The sequence below is a fragment of the Subtercola endophyticus genome (assembly GCF_021044565.1).
Lineage (GTDB): Bacteria > Actinomycetota > Actinomycetes > Actinomycetales > Microbacteriaceae > Subtercola > Subtercola endophyticus.
In genome coordinates this window covers 1,663,277-1,685,046 of sequence record NZ_CP087997.1, presented here as the reverse complement: position 1 = coordinate 1,685,046, position 21,770 = coordinate 1,663,277, and the positions used below count along the sequence as shown (strand labels likewise).

Annotated in this window: 21 protein-coding genes; 14 read left to right on the top strand and 7 right to left on the bottom strand. The window is 64.4% G+C overall.

Going from position 1 to position 21,770, the window contains the following annotated elements:
* Positions 1–218: 218 nt before the first annotated feature.
* Complete coding sequence (locus LQ955_RS07940; protein WP_231027630.1) at positions 219–965, bottom strand: TetR/AcrR family transcriptional regulator; 747 nt, start codon at positions 963–965, stop codon at positions 219–221.
* Positions 966–1,079: 114 nt separating this feature from the next.
* Between LQ955_RS07940 and LQ955_RS07935 the strand changes: the two genes are divergently transcribed.
* Complete coding sequence (locus LQ955_RS07935) at positions 1,080–2,243, top strand: epoxide hydrolase family protein (RefSeq protein ID WP_231027629.1); 1,164 nt, start codon at positions 1,080–1,082, stop codon at positions 2,241–2,243.
* A 114-nt stretch (positions 2,244–2,357) separates the two neighbouring features.
* On the opposite strand, the gene LQ955_RS07930 is transcribed toward LQ955_RS07935, so the two are convergent.
* Both LQ955_RS07930 and add read right to left on the bottom strand, forming a co-directional pair.
* Entirely contained in the window at positions 2,358–3,737 is a 1,380-nt protein-coding gene (locus tag LQ955_RS07930; RefSeq protein WP_231027628.1) for an LLM class flavin-dependent oxidoreductase, read from the bottom strand.
* Positions 3,722–4,708, bottom strand: a complete 987-nt coding sequence (gene add / locus LQ955_RS07925) for an adenosine deaminase (RefSeq protein WP_231027627.1) — start codon at positions 4,706–4,708, stop codon at positions 3,722–3,724. Before add ends, LQ955_RS07930 begins: the two co-directional genes overlap by 16 nt.
* Before the next feature lie 211 nt (positions 4,709–4,919).
* Between add and LQ955_RS07920 the strand changes: the two genes are divergently transcribed.
* The 4 genes from LQ955_RS07920 to LQ955_RS07905 all read left to right on the top strand — a co-directional run bounded on the left by LQ955_RS07920 (position 4,920) and on the right by LQ955_RS07905 (position 9,481).
* Complete coding sequence (locus LQ955_RS07920; RefSeq protein WP_231027626.1) at positions 4,920–5,822, top strand: LysR family transcriptional regulator; 903 nt, start codon at positions 4,920–4,922, stop codon at positions 5,820–5,822.
* 187 nt (positions 5,823–6,009) lie between these two features.
* Entirely contained in the window at positions 6,010–7,080 is a 1,071-nt protein-coding gene (locus LQ955_RS07915; RefSeq protein ID WP_231027625.1) for an ABC transporter substrate-binding protein, read from the top strand.
* Positions 7,077–7,901: an ABC transporter ATP-binding protein gene (locus LQ955_RS07910; RefSeq protein ID WP_231027624.1), complete on the top strand. Its 825-nt coding sequence runs from the start codon at positions 7,077–7,079 to the stop codon at positions 7,899–7,901. Before LQ955_RS07915 ends, LQ955_RS07910 begins: the two co-directional genes overlap by 4 nt.
* A gap of 2 nt (positions 7,902–7,903) precedes the next feature.
* The gene (locus LQ955_RS07905) at positions 7,904–9,481 is read left to right on the top strand and encodes an ABC transporter permease (protein WP_231027623.1); all 1,578 of its coding nucleotides are present in this window, start codon (positions 7,904–7,906) and stop codon (positions 9,479–9,481) included.
* Between the two features lie 17 nt (positions 9,482–9,498).
* Here the strand turns inward: LQ955_RS07905 and LQ955_RS07900 are convergent, their stop codons facing one another.
* Positions 9,499–10,884: an FAD-binding oxidoreductase gene (locus LQ955_RS07900; RefSeq protein ID WP_231027622.1), complete on the bottom strand. Its 1,386-nt coding sequence runs from the start codon at positions 10,882–10,884 to the stop codon at positions 9,499–9,501.
* Entirely contained in the window at positions 10,881–11,465 is a 585-nt protein-coding gene (locus LQ955_RS07895) for a TetR/AcrR family transcriptional regulator (RefSeq protein WP_231027621.1), read from the bottom strand. The genes LQ955_RS07900 and LQ955_RS07895 overlap by 4 nt, the downstream gene beginning before the upstream one ends.
* Before the next feature lie 83 nt (positions 11,466–11,548).
* Between LQ955_RS07895 and LQ955_RS07890 the strand changes: the two genes are divergently transcribed.
* Entirely contained in the window at positions 11,549–12,268 is a 720-nt protein-coding gene (locus LQ955_RS07890; protein ID WP_231027620.1) for an SDR family oxidoreductase, read from the top strand.
* Positions 12,269–12,282: 14 nt separating this feature from the next.
* Here the strand turns inward: LQ955_RS07890 and LQ955_RS07885 are convergent, their stop codons facing one another.
* Positions 12,283–12,702, bottom strand: coding sequence for a hypothetical protein (locus LQ955_RS07885; protein WP_231027619.1), 420 nt, complete (start codon positions 12,700–12,702; stop codon positions 12,283–12,285).
* Between the two features lie 158 nt (positions 12,703–12,860).
* Between LQ955_RS07885 and LQ955_RS07880 the strand changes: the two genes are divergently transcribed.
* The 8 genes from LQ955_RS07880 (at position 12,861) to LQ955_RS07845 (ending at position 21,073) form a co-directional block, all read left to right on the top strand.
* Positions 12,861–13,769 (top strand): MurR/RpiR family transcriptional regulator, encoded by a 909-nt coding sequence (locus tag LQ955_RS07880; protein ID WP_231027618.1) that lies wholly within the window; start codon positions 12,861–12,863, stop codon positions 13,767–13,769.
* A gap of 142 nt (positions 13,770–13,911) precedes the next feature.
* Entirely contained in the window at positions 13,912–15,069 is a 1,158-nt protein-coding gene (locus tag LQ955_RS07875; RefSeq protein WP_231027617.1) for an ABC transporter ATP-binding protein, read from the top strand.
* 70 nt (positions 15,070–15,139) lie between these two features.
* Positions 15,140–16,510 carry an extracellular solute-binding protein gene (locus tag LQ955_RS07870; RefSeq protein ID WP_231027616.1) on the top strand — a complete coding sequence of 457 codons (1,371 nt, stop codon included), beginning with the start codon at positions 15,140–15,142 and terminating at the stop codon, positions 16,508–16,510.
* Positions 16,511–16,568: 58 nt separating this feature from the next.
* Positions 16,569–17,333, top strand: a complete 765-nt coding sequence (locus LQ955_RS07865) for a tyrosine-protein phosphatase (RefSeq protein WP_231027615.1) — start codon at positions 16,569–16,571, stop codon at positions 17,331–17,333.
* Positions 17,334–17,368: 35 nt separating this feature from the next.
* Positions 17,369–18,271 carry a phosphodiesterase gene (locus tag LQ955_RS07860; RefSeq protein WP_304961580.1) on the top strand — a complete coding sequence of 301 codons (903 nt, stop codon included), beginning with the start codon at positions 17,369–17,371 and terminating at the stop codon, positions 18,269–18,271.
* 27 nt (positions 18,272–18,298) lie between these two features.
* Positions 18,299–19,258 (top strand): carbohydrate ABC transporter permease, encoded by a 960-nt coding sequence (locus LQ955_RS07855; protein WP_231027614.1) that lies wholly within the window; start codon positions 18,299–18,301, stop codon positions 19,256–19,258.
* Positions 19,259–19,266: 8 nt separating this feature from the next.
* A complete protein-coding gene (locus LQ955_RS07850; protein WP_231027613.1) occupies positions 19,267–20,184 on the top strand; it encodes a carbohydrate ABC transporter permease in 918 nt (305 codons plus the stop codon).
* A 37-nt stretch (positions 20,185–20,221) separates the two neighbouring features.
* Positions 20,222–21,073, top strand: coding sequence for a metallophosphoesterase family protein (locus LQ955_RS07845; RefSeq protein ID WP_231027612.1), 852 nt, complete (start codon positions 20,222–20,224; stop codon positions 21,071–21,073).
* A gap of 24 nt (positions 21,074–21,097) precedes the next feature.
* Here the strand turns inward: LQ955_RS07845 and LQ955_RS07840 are convergent, their stop codons facing one another.
* The gene (locus LQ955_RS07840) at positions 21,098–21,724 is read right to left on the bottom strand and encodes an acyl-CoA-like ligand-binding transcription factor (RefSeq protein ID WP_231027611.1); all 627 of its coding nucleotides are present in this window, start codon (positions 21,722–21,724) and stop codon (positions 21,098–21,100) included.
* Between the last annotated feature and the right edge of the window lie 46 nt (positions 21,725–21,770).

Sequence of the window (21,770 nt, the reverse complement as noted above, 5' to 3'; positions counted from 1 at the left end):
CCGTGCCGACAAGCTTCATCGTCAGCAACAACACCGGCACGGCGATCGCTCCCGGAACTATCATCAGCATCGACATCACGAGCCTGGGATCGACAGCCCAGCCCGGTCTGCAGATCACCGGCGTGACTGGTGTGAACGTTGCAGCGCCCGTTGGCACGCTGCCGAGCTCTACCTACAGCTTCGTGCTCGCTACGGGCATCCCTGCCGGCAGTTCGTCATCATTCAACCTGGCGGTGGCGCTCGGTGCCGGCAGCATCGACGACGGCACCACTCTGGCGTGGCGCACCAGCGTGTATCTCGATGACCCCTACGACATCGGCTCGAGCCTCGTCACCCACATCGCCTGGACCGGGACAAGCTCCTGACGCCGCCGGCGGATCGATCACTTCGTAAGCGCGAGTTTCGGGTACGCCGAGCACAAGCAGGCTGGTGATCGTGGCGGCGCGAACGTCGAGCGCAGGATCGCCGCGACGGTCGTCGGCGATCGTGAACACGGCCGCATACGCGATCTGGCCGAGGGTTTCCGCGGGCAAATGCCGCCCGAACACACCACTGTTCTGACCGCGCGCCACGAGGTCGGTGAGGATCTCGTCGACGGAGCCCAAGAGCGCATGGATCTCGTCGCCGTGCTCGCCACGACGCAACGCCAGCAATACCCGGTATCGATGCGTCAGGGGCCACAACCGCTCGACGAATCGTGCCCACACCTCGTCGGCGGGCACTCCGTCGAGGTTGACTTCTTGCAGCACGGCCTCGATCTCCTTCACGGCCTGGTCGGCGAGCGTGAGCACCAGGTCGCTTCGCGAGGGAAAGTGACCGTACACCGTTCGCCGCACCACGCCCGCGGCGGCCGCGACGTCGCTCATGCTCGCATCCGGGTTCTGGCCCAGCAGTTCGCGGGCGACGTCGAGAATGCGGTTCCGCGTCTCGTCCATGGCCCGCGCGCGGGCCGTATCAACCGTCATGCCTTCAATCATTGCACATACGTGTGCAATGGGGTACTGTGCTTCGAGTGGCTCATTGCACACCATTGTGCAGTGGCGTGCCGCCGCAGAATTCATCCTCAAGGAGACCCCACCATGACCGAAGAGACTCCCGCTGCGCCGGCGGCCATCCGCCCCTTCGCCGCGATGATCGCCGATGCCGACATCGACGATCTCAAATCCCGGCTCGCCAAGACGCGGTGGCCGGATCAGGAGACTGTCGGCGACTGGTCTCAAGGCGTTCGTTCGCAGAACCTGAAGGCGCTGATCCAGCATTGGGAACAGCACTACGACTGGCGGCGGTTCGAGGCCGACCTGAACCGTTACCCGCAATTCCTGACGGAGATCGACGGGCTCGACATCCATTTCATCCACGTCACGTCGCCGCACCCCGACGCACTGCCGCTGATTCTGACCCACGGATGGCCGAGCTCGATCGTCGACTATCTGAAGCTGATCGGCCCACTCACCGATCCGGTCGCCTACGGCGGCAAAGCCGAAGACGCCTTCGATGTCGTCATCCCGTCGCTTCCCGGATTCGGGTTCTCGGGCAAGCCGACGCAGACAGGGTGGAACGTCGATCGGATCGCCGCGGCGTGGGCGGAGCTCATGCGACGCCTCGGCTACACCCGGTGGGCCGCACAGGGCGGCGACTGGGGGGCAGCAGTGACCACCACGCTGGGGCACCTTCGGCCGGAAGGGCTAGCGGGCATCCACCTGAACACCCCCTACGCATTCCCGCAGACGATTCCCGAAGACCTCTCGCCAGAGGAGAAGCGAGCCGTGGATACTCTCGCGCTGTACGGTGGCCCGCTCGGTGGGTCGAATCATCTGCAGGCCACGAAGCCGCAGACTCCCGGTTTCGCGCTGGCGGACTCTCCGGCAGGCCAGGCGGCCTGGATCTACGAGAAGTTCCAGTCGAAGACCGACAACCAGGGGCTTGCTGAGGATGCGATCGACGTCGACGACATTCTCGACACGATCTCCCTCTACTGGTTCACCAACACCGCCGCGTCTTCCGCCCGCATCTACTGGGAGAACCGCACCGCCACGATGGCCGGCCCGAAGCTGACGCTCCCGGTCGCCGTGACGGTGTTCCCCCGCGACATCCCACTGCTCCCGCGCACCTGGATCGAAGACGCCTACTCCAACCTGATCCACTACACCGAAGCCGACAAGGGTGGCCACTTCGCGGCGCTCGAGCAGCCCGACATCCTCATCGACGAAATCCGCGTGGGCCTCCGGAGTCTTCGCTCCTGACTAGAAGTGGCGACAACATATGTACGATGCCGAAATGCCAGCGCACACTGGATTACCAGCGAGCTGACTGCGGCGACCGATAGCGATCGTTTGTTGCCTGCGGCCCGTGCGCGCCTAGGCCGAGGCGTCGGCCAGGGCGGTTCGGTGGCTGGCTCCGGGGTGCGTCGCGGGGAGTCGTGCCGCGCCCTCGCCGAAGAGCCGCTCGCGGAAGGTTCCCGCGGGGTAGCTGGTGCGCATGAGGCCACGGCGTTGCAGTTCGGGAACGACCAGTTCGACAAGGTCGCGGTACGAGCCGGGGGAGACGAACGGGGTGTAGTTGAATCCGTCGATGCCGGTCTCTTCGACGAGCGCCTCGATCTGGTCAGCGATTTCGACCGGAGTGCCGACCATGATGAACTCGCGCATGCCGTTGCGAAGGAAATCGGCCGTGGCCTCTCTGACCGTGTTCTCTTTGTAGCGCTCGACTTGGGTGCGCCCGCCCTCTGTCGTGACGGTAGCGAACGAGCGTTCCGGGTCGAGCTTGGCCAGATCGATACCGGTCATGCTCGAGTAATAGATTCGCGCGGCATCGGGATTCACGTACGACAGAAAGTCGTCGAGTTTCGCCACCGCCTCGTCGTGCGTTTCGGCGACCACGATCGACAAACCGACGATCGCCTTGATCGCGTCGGACGAGCGGCCCGCGGCGACGGCACCACTTCGCAGGTTGGCGACCTGCGCTTTCAGAGTGTTCGCGTCTTTTCCCTGCAAGAAGACGAGTTCGGCGTTCTGCGAGGCGAATCGCTGCCCCGACGCGGACGAGCCGGCCTGAAACAGCACGGGCGTGCGCTGCGGCGACGGCTCGCAGTTGAAATAGCCGTCCACCCGAAAGTACCGGCCGTGGTGGTGGATCTTGTGCACCTTGGCCGGATCGGCATACACGCGCGAGGACTTGTCTGCGACAACGCTGTCGTCGTCCCAGCCGCCCTCGAACAGGTCGTAGCTCACGTCGAGATACTCCTGAGCGATGGCGTATCGCTCGTCGTGGGGAATCATTCCGTCGCGCCCGAACAGGTCGGAGACGACGGCGCTCGAGGTCGTCACGACGTTCCACGCTATGCGCCCCTGGGTGAGGTGGTCGAGGGTGGCGAATCGGCGAGCGTTCGCAAAGGGGGCTTCGAATGTCGTCGAGGTCGTCACTGCGAAAGCGAGATGCGAGGTGGCGGCAGCGAGTGCGGGAACGAGCAGCATGGGGTCGTTCTTGGGAATCTCGACGGCCTGCTCGAACGCGACGTCTGGTGTCTCGCCGTTCATCGACGGGTACCCGTAGGAATCGGCGAGAAACAGAAAATCGAAGAAGCCCTTCTCGAGCAGCTGAGCCAAGTCGGTCCAGTAAGAGAGGTCTTTGTATCGGTAGCTCTGTTGCTCTGGGTGTGCCCAGACGCCTTGGCTGGTGAGGTTGACGCCGTTGATTTCGAAGGCGCCCATAATGATCTGCTTCACGATTGTTCCCATGTGTCGAGTTGTGTACGGAAGGTATTGCGGGTGGCACTGCTCATACCGGCGGCGAGCATCCCCGTGGCTGCAACGTGTGCCAGTTCGGCGTCGGTGAACCCCCACGACTCGCGTGCGAGGCGATACTGGTCGGTCACCGACCGCGAGAACCACAGCGAGTCATCGGCGTTGAGGGTGACCGGCACCCCGGCCGCGATCAAGCGCGGTGCCGGATGCTCGGCCAGGCTTGTGACAACACCGAGCCTCACGTTCGAGACGGGGGTGATGTCGCAGACGATTTGTTCGTCGGCGAGTCTCTGCACCAGTTCAGCGCTCTCGATCGCGCGAAAGCCGTGCGAGATGCGGGTGGCATGCAGCAGATCGAGCGCCTCTTCGACGCTCGCCGGGCCACCGGTCTGGCCGGCGTGCGAGACCACGGGAAGCCCGGCGGCGAGACCGATCTCGGCTGCCGTGGTGTAGCGAGCGAGGTTGCCCGGTTCGATGAATCCGGCGGTTCCCAATGCGGTGACCCCGGCGCCGGCGAAATGGGCGGCGGCGCGTGCGAGTTCCTCGGCGATGTCGAAGTCCTGGTCAGTGTTGATGTTGAGATTCGATCCGACCTCGATGCCGGCGTCGGCCGCGGCTTCGGCGAAGGCCGTCACGATGGTCGTCGTGACCTGCAGGATGCTCCCCAACCGCGGCGCGTAGAGCTGAGGTTCGATCGCTGGTTCAAGATAGAGCACGCCTTCAGCGGCTTCGGCGTGAACGAGCGCCCGGCAGAGTGCGGCCAGATCTTCATGAGTGTGCACGAGCGAGGGCACGGTGCCGTAAGCGTGAAAAAACGCCCAGACATCGTCGAAAGAATCGGGAACGGTGAAGACCGCTCCGCGACGCTCGGCAAGAGCCTGCACCGCGGAGACCGGGTACGAACCGTCGAGATGGGCGTGCAGGTGGGCCTTCGGCAGAGCGAGAAGGTCTCGGGTGGATGACACGGAACGCCTGCCTTTCGGTTGGAGAGCGGGTTGGTCGGTGCCGTGCGGCGTGCTCAGAAACCTAGCGGCTTGTCGACGTTCTGACTCATACGCGTCGTCGTTGTCGACATAAGCAATGTCAATGGGCCGCGTGACGACGGCTCAGAGCGGTCTTTGTGTCGGCATTCGCCGAATAGAATTTACGAAATAGCAACGTGGAGGAGCGCGATCGGTGCCATCCCATGACCTTGATCTGAAGCTCTTGCGATACTTCGTCGCCGTCGTCGACGAACGGAGCTTCACGGCGGCGTCGTTCGAACTGCATCTCTCCCAACCTGCGCTCAGCCAAGCCATCCAGCGTCTGGAAGCAGCAGTCGGATCGCGGTTGATCGAGCGGGACAGCAGACGCGGACCCGAGAGTTTTTCGCTCACGACGGCCGGCGAGGTGCTCTACGAAGAAGCCCGTAGCCTGCTTGCCGGAGCCTCCCGCGCTCTGAACCGGGTCGAGCGCGCGGGAGGCTCGCGAAAGAAGCGCACGCTCCAGGTGGGGTTCAGTACAAGTACGCCGCGGGCTCTCACGGACGCTGCGGTTCGTCTGGGTGCGGAAGTCGACGACGTCGACGTGGTCTTGGGCCATGTTCCGTGGGACGAGGAGCGCGAACAGCTTCTACAGGGCAAAGTCGATTTGCTCTTCATGCAACTGGCCGACGGCTCGGAGATCGCTGACGTCGAGTTGTATCCGTTGGGGGAGGGCGCGCGGGTCGCGATCCTGCCCCGTTCGCATGCGCTCGCCGGGCGAGCATCCATCTCTCTCGCCGACCTCGAGAACGAACCGATTCTCGACGCCTCTTCTGACCGGGATTTCTGGATAGCGAACCCCAGGCCCGGCTACCCGATGCCGCCGATCGTCGGGCCGCCGGCCCGAACGGTCGAAGAAATGATGGCGCTGGTCTCTGCCGGACGAGGGATGGCGATCACGAGCGCCGCCGTTGCAGACAACCACGGCAGCAGCGGGCTGGCGTTCGTCACGATCGTCGACTTGGAGCCTGTCACCTTCGCTCTTGCACGGATGCGCGGCGATCATCGAGCGCACGTCGTCGACTTCGCCCGGCTCATCGAGAAAGGTGTCGGCTGAGGTCGGGGTAACGCACCGCGTGTTTCGTTCTCGTAAAACATTTCCCCCAGACGGCAGTGGATTCAGCCCTGCCCCAGCGATATTGGCGGGGTCATTGATATTACTTATGAGTGGACTCGTGACCCTTATTGGAAGGCTGGAAGCCCTGCTTCTACAGTGACCACAATCGCTAACCGAGGGAGACACTGTGCCACGCTCTGCCAGCTCCAAGAAAAACCACGCTCATCAACTCATCACGTCGAGGCGCTTCGTCGCCGCTGCCGCCACGCTGATCACCGCCGCCATCGCGCTCACCGGATGCGCCGGTTCATCGAGCGACTCGACCAGTGCGAGCGCCGGCGCGAGCACGAGCATCGCTTTTCAGCTCGACTGGGTCAAAGACAGTGAGTTCGCCGGCATGTTCGTCGCTGACAAGAAGGGCTATTACTCGGCCGACGGCCTCGCCGTGAACTTTCTCGACGGCAGCAACGTCGATTCGACCGCCGCTGTCATTGCGAGCGGTGCCGCGCAGATCGGAATCGTGTCGAACATGTCGCGGCTGGCCGACGCCCAAGCCTCCGGTGCGGACTTGGTCGTCGTCGGTGCCGTCTACCAGACCTCACCCGCGGGTTTCATGACGCTGCCGTCGGTGACCGTCAAGAGTGTCAACGACCTCAAGGGCCTCCGCATCGGAAGCGACGCTTCGGGCCAGGCCGATATCGACACCCTCTTCAAGGTGAATGGTGAATCCCCGGACTACACGCCCGTGCAAGTGGGGTACGACGCGGCTCCACTGTTCCAGGGTCAGATCGACGCGTATTACGTGTACCTGAACAGTGAGCCGATTCCCTACCAGTTGAAAGGCACCGCGTTCAACACGGTCACCTTCGACTCGCTCGGTTACAAGTCGTATGCCGGACTGATCGTCACCACGCGAAGCTTTCTCGACAGCAACCGCGCGGCGGTGGTGAACTTCGTTTCGGCCACGCAGAAGGGCTGGGCTGACGCTCTGGCAGACCCGGCGTCGGCGGCGGCAACCACGATCGCCGACTATGGCAGTGGGCTCGGACTGGATCAGGCGACTCAGGTTGCGACGATTCAGGCGCAGGCTCCGCTGATGAACAGTTCTTATACGGCGGCGAACGGTCTGCTGGCGCTTGACCCGGCGGCCATCACCGGCCCGATGAATGCAACCCTGACAGCTGGAGGCAAGACCATTCCCCCTCAGAGCGTGTACGACTACACCGTCGTCTCCGACGCGAAGGCCGCGAGCAAGTGACTCTCTCGCCTGACGCCCTGCGCGCACGCTCGCCCGAAGGCATCGAGCTGATCGGCGTGTCGAAGCGTTTCGCGGGCAAGGCCGGAGTGACCGCGGCTCTCGACGACCTCACAATCAGTGTGGCCGAGGGCGAATTCGTTGCCATTCTCGGCCCGTCGGGCTGTGGCAAGTCGACCGCCCTACGCATCGCGGCCGGGCTCGAGACCTACGACTCGGGCACCGTCCGCGTCGGCGGCGGCGATCCGGCCGAACTGATCTCGAGCGGAGAACTCGGCGTCGCGTTCCAAGACAACGCGCTGCTGCCGTGGCTTTCCGTTCGAGCGAATATCGAGCTGCCCTTCCGTCTGGCGCGCCGCCCGGTCGACTCGAACCGAGTCACCGAGCTCCTCGGCCTGGTCGGCCTTCGTGAATTCGCGAACGCACGCCCGGCCGAGCTCTCTGGGGGTATGAAACAGCGGGTTTCGATTGCCCGATCCATTGCGCTGAACCCTCGGGTGCTGCTGCTGGATGAACCGTTCGGAGCCCTCGACGCCGTCACCCGTCACCGCTTGAACGTTGAGCTCGGCCGAATCCTCGGCGAACGCAGAACGACGACCCTGCTCGTCACCCATGCCGTCGACGAGGCCGTCTTTCTGGCCGATCGGGTCGTCGTCATGTCGGGAAGGCCCGGGAGGGTGAAACAGACCGTCGACATTCCCTTCGGCCCGTCGCGAACGAAAGATCTGCTCGCGCAACATGAGTTTCAGCACATCGTCGCCTCCCTCACCGAAGCGCTCGACCAGACCCTCGTCGGTTCGCCGGGCGTGGCGTCCAGGAGCTGATCATGGTGACCATCTCGGCCCTCGAAACGCGCCCGGCGCGGATGCACGGTACCCCCGCTCAAGCCGCCCGAAAACCCGTTCTCGGAACTGCGCTGGCCATACTGGGCGTACTCGTGCTGTGGCAGGCCGTCGGTCAAGCGGGACTCTTCGGCGGTTCGATCCCATCGCTGACCGCCGTACTGTCGACGATCGCAGCGCAGGCGCCGTTGTTATGGAAGTCGCTCGGCGCAACCGCGTCACGGGCGTTACTGGGCGGCCTCATCGGCATATCGGCGGGACTGGCCTTCGGCGTGCTGGCGGCGCTCTTCCCGAAAGCCGAAAGCCTCATTCTGCGGGGTGCGATCGTCATCAACGCCGTTCCTATCGTGGCGCTCGGGCCGATACTGATGACCCTGCCCGGCGCTCGTCCGGCCATCCCTGTCGTCTTCGCGGCTCTCGCAGCACTGTTCAGCACGATCATCACGGTGAGCGACGGATTCCGCAGCTCGTCGCCGACGAGTCGTGACGTCTTTCGCGTGTTCGGCGCGGGGCGGTGGAACCAATTCTTTCGGCTGAAATTGCCTACAGCCGTGCCGTTATTCGTCGACGCGATTCGCCTCGCGATTCCCGCCGCAGTGCTGGGGGCTCTGCTCGGCGAATGGTTCGGCGTCGACAGCGGACTCGGCGTGATCATGATCTCGTCGATGCGCAACATCCAATACGAATTGCTCTGGTCTGCGGCGGTCGTCGCGGTGCTCTTCTCGATGGTTCTCTACGGTGCTGCGACACTTCTCGATGTGCGTGTTTCGCGACGGTTCGGCCGGTCGGCGGCACGCCCCACCCCTGTGACGCCGATCTCGCTGCGAACATCCTTCGCCGTCACCGTGGTCGTCGTCATCGGGCTCGTTGTCGCCTGGCAGTACTGGATCACCGCGAACCACATTCCCCGGCTCGTCGCACCGGCGCCTCTCAACGTGGTCAACGCACTGACAGCCGACCCCGGTGCATATCTCGGCGCGGCTGCACTCACGACCTCGATCGCCATCGGCGGCCTCCTCGCGGGGGCGATTGTCGGACTCGCGCTCGCCGTGATCCTCTGGCTGGTGCCTGCCCTCTCGGCGGCGGTCGCGCCGCTGGCCGTGTTGCTGCCGACCGTTCCGATCGTGATTTTCATCCCGATTCTGGGCAGCGTTCTGGGGTACGGAGTCGCGACCGTGTTCGCCGCGTGCATCATCATGGCGTTCTTTCCGGTGTACGTCTTGGCGGCGAGCGGTCTCACCACGAGGCCGCCGGGCAGCGACGACATCTTCGCGGTCTACGGAGCTTCGCGACTGACCGTACTGGTCAGGCTCGCTCTGCCGGCAGCCGTACCGTCGGTGATGCTCGCCCTGCGCCTCTCGGCCGCGAACTGTTTTCTCATCGCCCTCTCGGCCGAATGGCTGCTCGGCCAGGGCGGCCTTGGGCGAGTGTTCAGCCAGAAGACCGTGATACTCGACACCGGCGGGTCGTGGGCAGCGGTGCTCGTCTCCATCGTGCTCGCGCTTGCTGCGTACGGCGTCGCCGTCGTTCTCGAACGCGTGGTCGGGCGCCGCTGGGCGTGACCCTCGAGCGCGGCGTGTCAGGCTCCCGGTGCGCTGAAGGCTCCGGGTGCGCTGAAGACTCCCGGCGCGCTGAAGGCTCCCGGTGCGCTGAAGACCCCGCGTGGATCGAAACGCTCGCGCACGGAACGCAACCGTGCACTCGCGGCCGGGGTGAAGCATCCGGTCAGTCGTGAGGGGTGCCGAATGAAGTCGGTCTCGTTGACGTAATAGCCGAGCGTGAGGGGCGCCAGGGCATCGACCACCCCATCTGACCAAGCCAACTGTGCCGCGTCATCGGCCTCGTCGCTCCACACCGCCGAAGAGAACACCAGCACAGGCGCAGCGATGGAGAAAGCCGCCTCCGCTGGCACGTCGACGTGCGATCGAAGGGAGAGATGGATGATCGTGCCCGCCGCCGTGGCGCCGGCGAACTGTTCGGCGGCCGTCGTCACTGCTGCCGCGACATCGCTGCACCACGCCGTCTCGACGCTGTAACGAGCCGGTGGATCGTCGTTCGCGTCGAGCAGCTCGCGCATCGAACGAGACGTCAGACGCGCGCCGGTCGCGGCCGGTGAAGACGAAGCAGGCAGGCTCTGCACGAGAGGCTGCAACAGTTCGGAGCAGGTCGCCGAAGAGTCGGCGAAGGCGATCGCCGACACCGAACACATCGCACTCCCGTCAATATCGAACGAGAACATGATCGACAGTTCGATGCACCGCGCCTTGCCGGGCACGGCCGACTCGGCCCACGCGGCGAGAGAGGCAGCATCTGCGAGAGGGTAGGTCGCGCTCAACTCGACGATCTCCACCGGGCGTTCATAGAGACGCACGTCGAAACTGGTCACCAGTGCGCAAAACCCCGGGCCGCCGCCGCGCAATGCCCAAAACAGATCGGGATTCTGCTCAGCCGAGACGTGCGCTCGTTCGCCCGAAGCGAGCACCACATTTGCCCCGATCACCGACGCGCACGCTGCCCCGCCCCACTGCTCCGAATTCCAGCCCAGCCCACCGCCCAGAAGGTAACCGCCGACCGCCACCGTCGGGCTGTGCCCGAGAGGAAAAGCCAGGTCCGCCCGCGTCAGGGCTGCATTCAGGTCACCATTTCTCACCCCGGGTCCGACCGTCGCGATCATCGAGTCGCGATCGACCGTGATGCCGTTGAGCGCCCCGAGATCGATGAGTACGCTGTCGTCGACAAGCGAGCTGCCGACATAACTGTGACCGCCGCTGACAAGCGAAACCTTTCGTCCGTTCAGAACGGCATCGGTGACCGCGGCGGCGGCTCCCTCTGCCGAGCTGACCCGAACAATCTGTGCCGGGTACTGTGCCGGCACGATGTTCTGCCAGACGGCGCTACGCCGAGCATCCTCGTAGGTTGCCGAGCCGCGGGCGAGGTGCTCGTCGATGCCGTCGCTGTGGCTCATGAGCGTGCCAGAGAAGGTCGCGAAACCGCTGGCGATTCTGGTATGGCGGAGACGGCCAAGCTGGCAATGGCGAGGATCTCCTCGGTAGAACCGCCGTCTCTGGCGCACCCCGACATGCCTCGCATGACCGCCATCAGGAACGACGCCAGCTGATCGGGTTGAACGGTCGCCGGAAGGTCGCCCTCTGCGATTCCTCGGGCGATGCGGTGCATGAGCCGATCGTGTATGGCTTGCCGTTGCGCGGCGAGGCGCGGCTCGGTCAGCATGAGGCAGCCCAGCGGCGTCAGAGTGTCGGTGTGAGCGCGGGCGGTGTCGTCGAGCATGACAGTGATGGCCTCGCGGGCGGTGGGGCGGGCGGCGGCAGAGTCGATAGCGTCGCAGATGCGGCGGAAGTACAGCGCGGAGGCTTCATCGAACAGGGTGTCTTTGTCGCCGAATGCCGCGTACAGGCTCGGGGGAGTCACGCCCATGGCTTTTGTCAGCATTGCAATGGTGGTCTCTTCGTAACCGGCGCGCCAGAACAGCTCGATAGCTGTTGCCAGCGCGGTGTCGCGATCGAAGCTTCGAGGTCTGCCCGCCATGCATCGAGTCTATCGTAGTGACCGCTATGGAATGTGGTACGGTCGGACACGATTCATAGTGATCGCTACAGAAAGAGAAACTCATGCAATTGAAGAACGCCGTTGTGCTGGTGACCGGAGCCAACCGAGGAATTGGAAGCGAGTTCGTCGCGCAGCTCAAGCAGCGCGGAGCGGCGAAGATCTACGCCGCCTCCCGCATCCCGGGCGCCATCGACGTCGACGGCGTCGTGCCTCTCCGTCTCGACATCACGGATCCCTCGCAGGTGCGGGCCGCTGCCGAATCGGCCGGCGACGTTCAGGTGCTGATCAACAACGCGGGAATCTCGACTGGTACCTCGCTTATCTCCGGCGACGTGGCGGAGATCAGGCGAGAGATGGACACGAACTTCTTCGGCCCACTGCTCATGACTCAAGCGTTCGCTCCGATACTGAAGGCCAACGGGGGAGGCGCCATTCTCAACGTCGTCTCGGCGCTGTCGTGGTTCACCGTTCCCGGTGCTGGAGCCTATGCTGCCTCGAAGGCGGCGGCGTGGCAGCTCACCGACAGTGCGCGCCTCGAACTCGCAGACCAGGGCACCCACGTCGTCGGCGTGCACATGGGCCTTGTCGACACAGACATGGCCGCGGGCCTCGAAGCCCCGAAGATCTCGCCGACCGCCTTGGCGGCGGCCAGCCTCGATGCCATCGAGTCGGGTCTCGACGAGGTGCTGGCCGACGACTGGGCGAGGTTCGTGAAATCCGGACTCACCCTCAGCCCCTCGGAACGCTACGAGAAGCTGTTCTCGGCCCTGTCTGGCGCCTGACCAGGTCGGCACGCTCAGGAGAGAGGCGTTTGCTGCGCCTGACGATAACGGGCTTGGCCAACGAGCCCCTGCAGGTAGGCGACTCGTTGGAGAACGTCTGCGCGCTGCTGGGCGTTCCAAACGGGAATCTGCTCCGTGAAGGATTGGCTTCCGGCCTGAATGTGCACAGCGACATACCCGGAGACTCTGGTCTCTTTCGCGAGAAGGAACAGCAGGCTGAGCAGAAAGAACCAAATGAAGATGACGACCATGACGATTGCCCAGGCGGGGGTATGAGTGGTGGTGGAAGTCTGATCGTGCGACGTGACGTTGATGTCGGCGAGTGGCCAGGTTCCCGCGGGAGTGACGATCCAGTAGTCCGTGGCGTTCACGTTGCCGATTCCGACGAGGAACTGCGGTTGTGCTGGAGTGGGTTGGGCCGGAACGATTGTCATTGCTGGAGGCTATCGCACCCACGCAGATTCTCAGTCGACCGATCCGGGCACGCGAAGATGAGGGCGCGAGTAGTGCGCGCCGCGGCGCGTTATTCCGCCACGGCGGTCGCCGATGACCGCCACTTCGGATTCACCCGGCCGTGGTAGAAAAGGGCCTCATGACAGATCTCCAGCACGCCGACCCGCCCTTCGGCGGCACCCTCACCTACATCGAATCGGTGATTCCGGCGCTCGTGCCGAGTGAACAGCGCGTCGCGCGGCAGATCGTCGAGCATCCCGAAGACGTACCGATGATGTCGGCCGCCGATCTCGCTGCGCGTACCGGAACATCGGCGGCCACGGTCATCCGCGCCTGCCAGAGCCTCGGCTTCAAGGGATTTCAGCATCTGAGACTGCTGCTGCTTCGTGATCAGCCGTCGCGACTCGAGCCGGCCGCCGTGAGTCATGAAGGCCCACCACGCGAGTGGATTCCGTCGATGTTCCGCTCGGCGGGCGACGAATTGGCGAACTCGCTCGCGCCGCTCGACTTCGATCAATTCGATCGCGCGGTGACCGCAATGACGGGTGCCCGTCGTCTGCTGCTCATCGGAAACGGCGCCTCGGCGCCGATCGCTCAGCTCGCGAATCTCGGCTTTCTGAACTCGAGTCGTCCCAGCGAGGCGCCTGCCGACGCGGTGGTACAGCAGCTCACCGCCCGATCGCTCGGTAGCCGTGATGTGTGCGTGTGTATCAGCGGAAGCGGATCGAACAGTGTCACCCTGCGCTCGGCCGAGGCGGCGGGGGAGGCGGGCGCAACGGTGATCGGGGTGACGAGTTACCAGCGTTCGCGGCTGCACGAACTCTCGAACATCACCCTGGTGTGCGGTGCCTCGATTTCGAAATGGTCGACAGGTCTGATCACCGGCAACGTGGCCCACGTGTTGCTCTTCGCCGCTCTCGAACTGGCGATCTCGGTCGAGGGCGGCCTGCCGGCGACGGATGCGGCGGTCATGGAAGGCGTGATGACGCTGGTGGGGCGGGATGCGGATGACACCGATGACGCCGATTCAGACGAACTCGGCAACTGATCGGTCATCTGTTGATTGATGTCTGCCGTGCAGACGTGTGGGCGTTGCCTGCAGTTCACTTTCGACTCCGATCATTCTGAAGTAACGAAAATTCTTGGAGATAAAGCTCCAGGGAATGATATTACTTGGAGGAGATTCGCTCGTGAGCCGTATCGAGATCGTGCAACTGACCCAGCAGTTCAAGGGCCACCGTGCTGTCGACGCCGTTGATCTGGTGATCGAAGACGGCGACTTCGTCGTTCTGCTCGGTCCCAGCGGCTGCGGAAAGACCACCTTGCTGCGCATGATGGCGGGCCTGCTCGAGCCGACATCGGGCCGCATTCTGATCGACGGTGTCGACGTCACCGAGCTGCCCTCGAAGAAACGCAACCTCGCCATGGTGTTTCAGAGCTATGCGCTCTACCCGCACCTCAGCGTGGCGAAGAACCTCGCGTTTCCGCTCGCCGTGCTTCGCACGCCGAAAGCCGAGCGCCTTCGCCGGGTTCGTGAGGTGGCGGCGAGCCTTGGTCTCGAGAATCTGCTCGAGCGCAGACCCCGTGAACTCTCGGGCGGCCAGCGGCAGCGAGTGGCCGTCGGCCGAGCCCTGGTGCGCCGACCGAGCGCCTACCTGATGGATGAACCGCTCTCGAACCTCGATGCGAAGCTGCGCACGGCCACCCGCCAGGAGCTCAGCGAGCTGCACGCCGAGCTGTCTGCGACCTTCGTCTACGTCACCCATGACCAGGTCGAGGCAATGACGATGGCGACCAAGATCGTCGTTCTCGACGCCGGTCGCATCGAACAGTTCGGTACACCGGAAGAGATCTATCACCGCCCCGCTTCGGTGTTCGTCGCCGGTTTCGTGGGTGCACCACCGATGAACCTCGTCGTCGGCACCGTCGGCTCGATCGGAGGCGTCGTGACGGCGACCGCCGAGGGAATCGAGGCCCGTCTGTGGCAGGGCGTGGCCGAGAAGCGCACGGTCGTGATCGGAATCCGCCCGGAACACTTGCGACTCGGCGACGTTGCGGCGAACGCCGCACGAGTGGGTGGTTCGGCAAGCGTGATGACCGTCGAGGGTGTGGTCGAGCGCATCGAGAACCTCGGCAGCGAACAGGTTCTCTACCTTCGCGTGGGCGACATTGTCATGACCGCTCGCGGCGATGGGTTCGACGCTCTGCGCCGCGGCGATTTTCTCGCGCTCGAGGCCCCCGTCGAGCGCATCCACCTCTTCGACGAGGCGACGGGCCAGCGACTCGAATGGGTGCCTGACCCCGACGACCTGCCTGCGGAAGCCACGCAGGTTGCTGTCATGGCCTGACGCCCCTCGTACTCACCATTCAGACTTCTCTCCCTTCCACACCCCGAATACCCGAAGGAGCACTACTCCCATGCCCATTTCCACTCGTCTCGCCGCCGTCGCGGTCACGGCTGTCGCGGCCCTCGCGCTGACCGGCTGTGTCGGCGGCGCCTCGGCCACCACCTCGACCGGCGCCGCAGGGTCGGTTGCGACCATCCCGACTCTCGGCCCCGACCAGAAGGTGTCGATCACCTTCGAGAGCTACAACCTCGCGCAGGCCGGAGCCTGGACCGACACCATTCAAGGGCTGATTTCGACGTTCGAGAGCCAGCACCCGAACATCACCGTCACCGGCCAGGCGCCCGCCACCGCAGCCGGAGCCAACACGTCGTACATCTCGAGCGTTCAGACCGAGATGCTCGCCGGTAATGCACCGGATGTCGCGCAATTGACCTTCGACGGACTCGACTACATCGCCAACGACATGGGCGCTCAGCCCATCTCTCAGCTTGTCGGCGAGCAGGCCGTGCAGGATGCATTCGGCGGACAGTACCCGATGAACCCCAAAGCCACGAAGCTCGGCGACTGGAACGGAGTCACCTACGGCATACCGTACGTCTTCTCGACCCCGGTGCTCTGGTACAACGCCACGGCCCTTGCCGATGCCGGCATCACGAACCCCGACTTCTCCACGTGGGACGGCCTCGAGAAGGTCGCCGAGGAGCTCAAGGCGAAGACGGGTACGGCTCCGCTCACCATCTCGTGCACCGTCACCGGCGGTGACTGGTGCATGCAGGGCATCATCAAGTCGAACGGCGGCAGCATCGTCAGCGCCGACCACTCGACCATCGAATTCGGTGACGACGGCTCTATCGGCGCCGTCGAAGAGATGCGCAAGCTCAACGACGAGGGGCTGCTGCAGAACCTCGACTCGACAAGCATGTACAACGCGTTCGCCGCGGGAAAGTCGTTGATCCAGGTGCAGACCTCGGCGCTGCAGAGCGCGTTCATGGCCGGTGCGAAAGCCGGCGGCTGGGAGCTGAAGAACACCACGTTGCCGGCATTCGGCAGCACTCCGGTGGCGCCCACCAACTCCGGTTCGGCACTGTTCATCATGTCGAAAGACCCGGCCAAGCAGGCGGCAGCGTGGGAGTTCATCAAGTTCATGACGAGCCCCACCGCGTATGAGCAGATCTCCACGAAGATCGGCTACCTTCCGCTTCGCGACACCATGACCGAGGGTGACGGGCCGCTCGCCGCCTGGGCTAAGTCGAACCCGCTGGTGGCCCCGAACATCGCCCAACTGCAGAAGCTGCAGCCGTGGGAGTCGTACCCCGGGTCGAACTACAGCCAGATCAGCACCATCTTCTCCAAGGCTGTCGAGGATTCGATCTACTACGGCAAAGACCCGAAGGCGACCATGCAGGCCGCTCAGCAGCAGGCCCAGGCCTTGGTGAAGTAGCCGCAAGCTGCCCCAATCCGACGTGCGAGCACGCCACATGAGAAGAGAAGAAGACATCATGACCCAAACCATTCCCAGCGGCCACCTTCTGATCGAGGGCACCTACAACTTTCGCGAGGTGAGCGGCTACCGCGTCGGCGAAAGCGCGGTTCGCGCCGGAAAGCTCTACCGTTCAGACGCGCTGCACGAGCTCACCTCGGGCGGAAGTGAGGCGATCACTGATCTCGGCGTGCGCCTCGTCGTCGACCTCCGCTCCGACGACGAGGTAATCGAGAGCCCGAGCCTGTTGCGCGACGAGATCGTCATCGTGCATTCGCCCATCTTCACCGGGGCGGCTCAGCCGGTGGCGCTCGGTGATGACGCGGTCGATCTGGCCCGCATCTACGACGTCATGGTCGATGCGTACGGCGCGCAGCTCGCCTCGGCCGTTCGGCTGATCGCCGAGTCGGGCGATGAGACCGTGCTGGTGCACTGCACGGCAGGCAAAGACCGCACGGGGTTGGTCGTGGCGCTGGCTCTGCTGGCCGTCGGGGTCGACCGAGACGAGGTCGTCGCCGACTATGCGCAGACCGCTCAGCATCTCGCCGGCCCGTGGGCCGACCGGATGATCGAGAAAATGCAGACCGCCGGCGTGCCGGTCACGCCCGCACTCGAGCGGATCGTCACGGCGAGCCCGGCCGCGGAGCTCGAGCGCATCATCGACCGCTGGGAATCCGAATGGGGATCAGCGAGTGGCTACCTGCGGGCGCACGGGCTGACCGATGACGACATCACCGCACTCGCTACGGCACTGCTCGGCCGGGCATCCGACTCGACCAACTGATTCAGCACCCCCGACACCTTCGAAAGGCGAAGATCATGACCGACTACGACTCCTACCCCACCCCTGAGCACTTCATTCTGCACATCAGCGACACCCACTTCGTGCAGAACCGCGACCTGCTGCACGACGTGGTCGACAGCGACGCGAACCTGCTCGAGCTCTTCGAGGGCTTCGACAAGTCGAACACCCGCCCCGAAGCGATCGTTTTCACCGGCGACATCGCCGACACCGCGGCGCCCGATGCGTATGACCGCATCCGCGCCATGGTCGAGCCCATCGCCGAACGGTACGGGTCTGAGCTGATCTGGGTGATGGGCAATCACGACGAGCGCGCCGCGTTCCGCGCGGGCCTGCTCGGCGAAGACGGCTCCACCGAACCCTACGACCGCGTCTACGACATCAACGGGCTGCGCATCATTGTGCTCGACTCGACGATTCCGGGCCAGCACTGGGGCGAGATCAGCGAAGACCAGCTCGCCTGGCTGGCGGATGAACTGAGCACCCCCGCGCCGGATGGCACGTTGCTGGCGCTGCACCACCCGCCTATTCCGAGCCACCTCGGCCTGATCCGCCTGTTCGAGTTGCACGACCAGCCGGCGCTCGCCGAGGTCATTCGCGGAACGGATGTTCGGGGCATCCTCGGCGGACATCTGCACTATTCGACCACCGACACGTTCGCCGGCATTCCCGTGTCGGTGGCGTCGGCGACCTGCTACACGCAAGACCTCGTGATGCCGTTTCCGGCAGCGCGGGGCCAGGCCGGTGCGCAGTCGTACAACCTCGTTCACGTCTACGGCGACCACGTGCAGCACTCGGTGGTGCCCATCGGGCAGTTTCCGACCGCCTACGAGATGTCGGGGGAGTCGCTGGCGAAATTCCTCGCCATGACACCCGCCGAGCAGCTGGCCGCGGTGCAGTCGTCGGTCGGCGCCGAGTAACGGGCCGCGGGAGCTGAGACCATGTTCGTGACCGATGTTCGGCCTGCACCGGCTGCGGCAGCCGAGGCGCTGACCGACGCCGGGGTCAGCCCGGCCCGCCGACGCCGCCGGCGGGTGCCCATCGCACCATACCTCTATGTGCTTCCGGCGCTCATCCTGCTCGGGGTCTGGATCTACCGGCCCCTGCTGCAGACCTTCCAATTGTCGTTCTACAGCTGGAACCTGCTGCCCACTCAACCGCTCACCCCCGTGGGGCTGCAGAACTACGTGTCTGTCGTCTCCTCGCAGCAATTACGGGACGCGCTCGTCAATACCGGAATCTACATCGGCGCGTTCCTGGTCTTCTCGGTTGTTCTGCCGATCGCCATCGCCTTGCTGTCGAGGCAGGTGGGCGGCCGTGCCAAGACCGTCTACCAGGCGATCATCTTCGTGCCGTTTCTCGTGACGCCGGTGGCCGCGGCCGCGGTGTGGCGGTGGCTGCTGTCGGATTCGGGCGGGGCGATCCCCACCGTTCTGCAGAACTTCGGTATCGACATCGGCGACGTGCTGCGCTCGCCGACCGGGGCCATCTGGGCGATCATCCTCATCGTCGGCTGGCAGATGCTCGGCTTCGGCGTGCTTGTGGTCTCGGCGGGCATCGCGGGAATCAACCCGGACTACGCACATGCGGCCTCGATCGATGGGGCAGGAGGATGGACGATCTTGCGCCGCATCACCTTGCCGCTGTTGTCGCCCACCATCGTGTTCTTGGTGCTGATGACCATCTTGCTTTCTGCGCAGTGGACCTACCCGATGATCGACATTCTGACGCAGGGCGGCCCGAGCGACTCGACGACCAATCTGTACTACCTGCTCTACCAGATCGGCTTCCAGAACTTCGACGCCGGGTCGGCCGGAGCGGCCGGCACGCTGTTCTTCATCGCGTTCAGCCTGCTCGCCCTCGGCCTGGTCACTCTGTCAGACCGACTGTCTTTCTACGACAACTAGGAGCCCTCATGGCCTTCGTTCCCGTCGCCGACATCACCCTGCCGGTGCGAACCACTGCAACGGCGACGCGCTCGCACGATCACGCGCGCAGTACGGTGAAAACGGCATCTCGCCGACACATTCGTGTGCCCGCCGTGGTCGGACACATCGTGCTTATCGTGGTCGCTTTCGCGAGCATCTTTCCGATCTACTGGATGTTCGCCACCGCGTTCCGTCAGCCCGTCGACGCCTCTTCGCAGACCATTTTTCCGTGGCCGATCTCGCTCGACAGCTTCACTACGGTGTGGCAGCAGATTCCGATTCTCAGCATGATCGGCAACACGTTCGTGATGGCGCTTTCTGTCGCTGCCTGCCAGCTGGTCATCGCGATCTTGGCCGCCTACGGCTTCTCGATGTGGCAGTTTCCGGGCAAGAACGTGCTCTTCTTGTTCTTCATCGGCTCGTGGCTGGTGCCGTTCCAGGTCACCATGATTCCGAATTACGTGCTCATCTCGCAGCTCGGCCTGCTCGGCACCATCGCCGGCGTGATCGTGCCGAACATCTGCTCGGCGTTCGCCGTGATGCTGATGCGCCAGCACATGCAGTCCTTTCCTCGCGAGCTCATCGACGCCGCACACATGGACGGCCGCAACAGCTGGGGAATCCTGCTTCGGGTGGTGCTGCCCAACATGCGCCCAGCACTCGCGGCGCTCGGCATCATGCTGTTCATCGAGGCCTGGAACAACTACCTGTGGCCGGCGCTCATCTTCCAGCACCAGTCGAACGCGCTGGTGCAGGTGGGCATCCGGAGCTTTCTGGGCTCGGAAGGCGACAACTGGGGCGCCATCATGGCCGCTTCAGGGCTCGCCTGTCTGCCGATCTTTCTGATCTACCTGTTTCTGCAGCGCTACATCGTCGACGGCTTCGTGCGATCTGGCCTGCGCTGACCCTCCACCCCTCTGATCGTTCTGAAAGGAACAACCCGTGAAGATCATCCAGCTCTCTGACACCCACATCTCGCAGCTCGGAGGCGTAACCGCCGACAACCTGCAGAAGTTCATCACCCTCATCAATGACATCAACCCCACCTTGGTGGTGCACAGCGGCGATATCGCGATTCTCGACCCTGACAACAACGGCGACCGTGAGTTCGCGAAGCAACTGCTGCAGGGCATCCAGGCTCCGTTGCGCGTCATCCCGGGCAACCACGACGTCGGCGAGCGGCCCGAGAATGCCTGGGCGGGTCTCGTGGTCACGCCCGAACGACTGAACGCCTTCACCTCGACCTTCGGCCCCGACCACTGGCTCGAGTTGGCGGGCAATTGGGCCGTGATCGGCCTGAACAGCGAGATCATGGGCAGCGGGCTGCCCGAAGAAGATGCCCAGTGGGCGTGGCTCGAGACCATTGCCGCCGAGGTGGGCGAACGACCCGCGCTGATCTTCACTCACAAGCCTGTGTTCAACCCATACCCGCAGCTGACGGAGCACAACATCGCCATTCCCGATGAGTCGAGGCGGCGTCTGCTGGATGCCTTGACGGGAGTGACGCTCGCCGGTTTCGGCAGCGGCCACCTGCACGAGTATGCCGTCTCGACTCAGCAGATCGACGGTACGGAGGCCGTTGTCGTCTCGGCGCCGGCGACCGGATTCGCCCACGGCGGTCTGGGCGGACCCGCGCTGGCCCAGCTCGGAATCGTCGAGTATCAGCTCGGGGAGGGCGAGAAGCGCGGAGCGGTTCAGCCGTTCTTCCGCAACCTCGCAACGCTCACCGAGGTGCCGCCGACCGAAATCGCCGAGTTCACCGCGGCGCTCGACCACCTGGGAGTGACTCTCTGAGCAGGGCTAAGCCGAGAGGTCGCGCTACTCATCACGACGGCGGGTCGTCTCGTCGAAGTGATGTTGAAAGGCCAGTCGCACGAATTCGAGTTCGGACTGCAGTGTCGAGATATCGACGCGGCTCGTCGTAGATGACGCCCAGCGCCGCAGCATCGCCACGTAGGCCGCTTGAATCGCCCCGCCGACCGCGGCCCCGACGACGGAGTCAGGGGGCAAGCCGACTCGCCGATCGACGTAGCCGGCGACCTCGGCCGCCCAGATGCGCCAGTGCTCGGCCGTGTCGCCTGCTAGCGCAGTATCACGGTCGAGTACTCGGAACCGGTCGAGCCACGTTTCGGGGGCCGCCTCTTGGGAGAGTCGGGTCGATTCCGCGACCGCGTTGACGACGGCCGTCATCACGGGCACGTCTCCGGCTCCGTCGAGGCACGCGCGCAGGCGCTCCACGGCGCGATCGAATTCTCCCCACACAATGCCGCCTTTCGAACCGAAGTATCGAAAGAAGGTGGTGCGCCCGATGCCGCCTGCCGTCATGATCGACTGCACGGTGGTCGCCTCGTAGCCGTCTCGCAACAGCAGCTCGAACGCGATTTCTTCCAGAGTCTCGCGCGATGAAACCGGCGGTCGACCGCGGCGAGGGGCAGGGAATGTCACGAGTCGAGGCTAGACCAGGAATTTAGGTACTGCATACCACTATTAT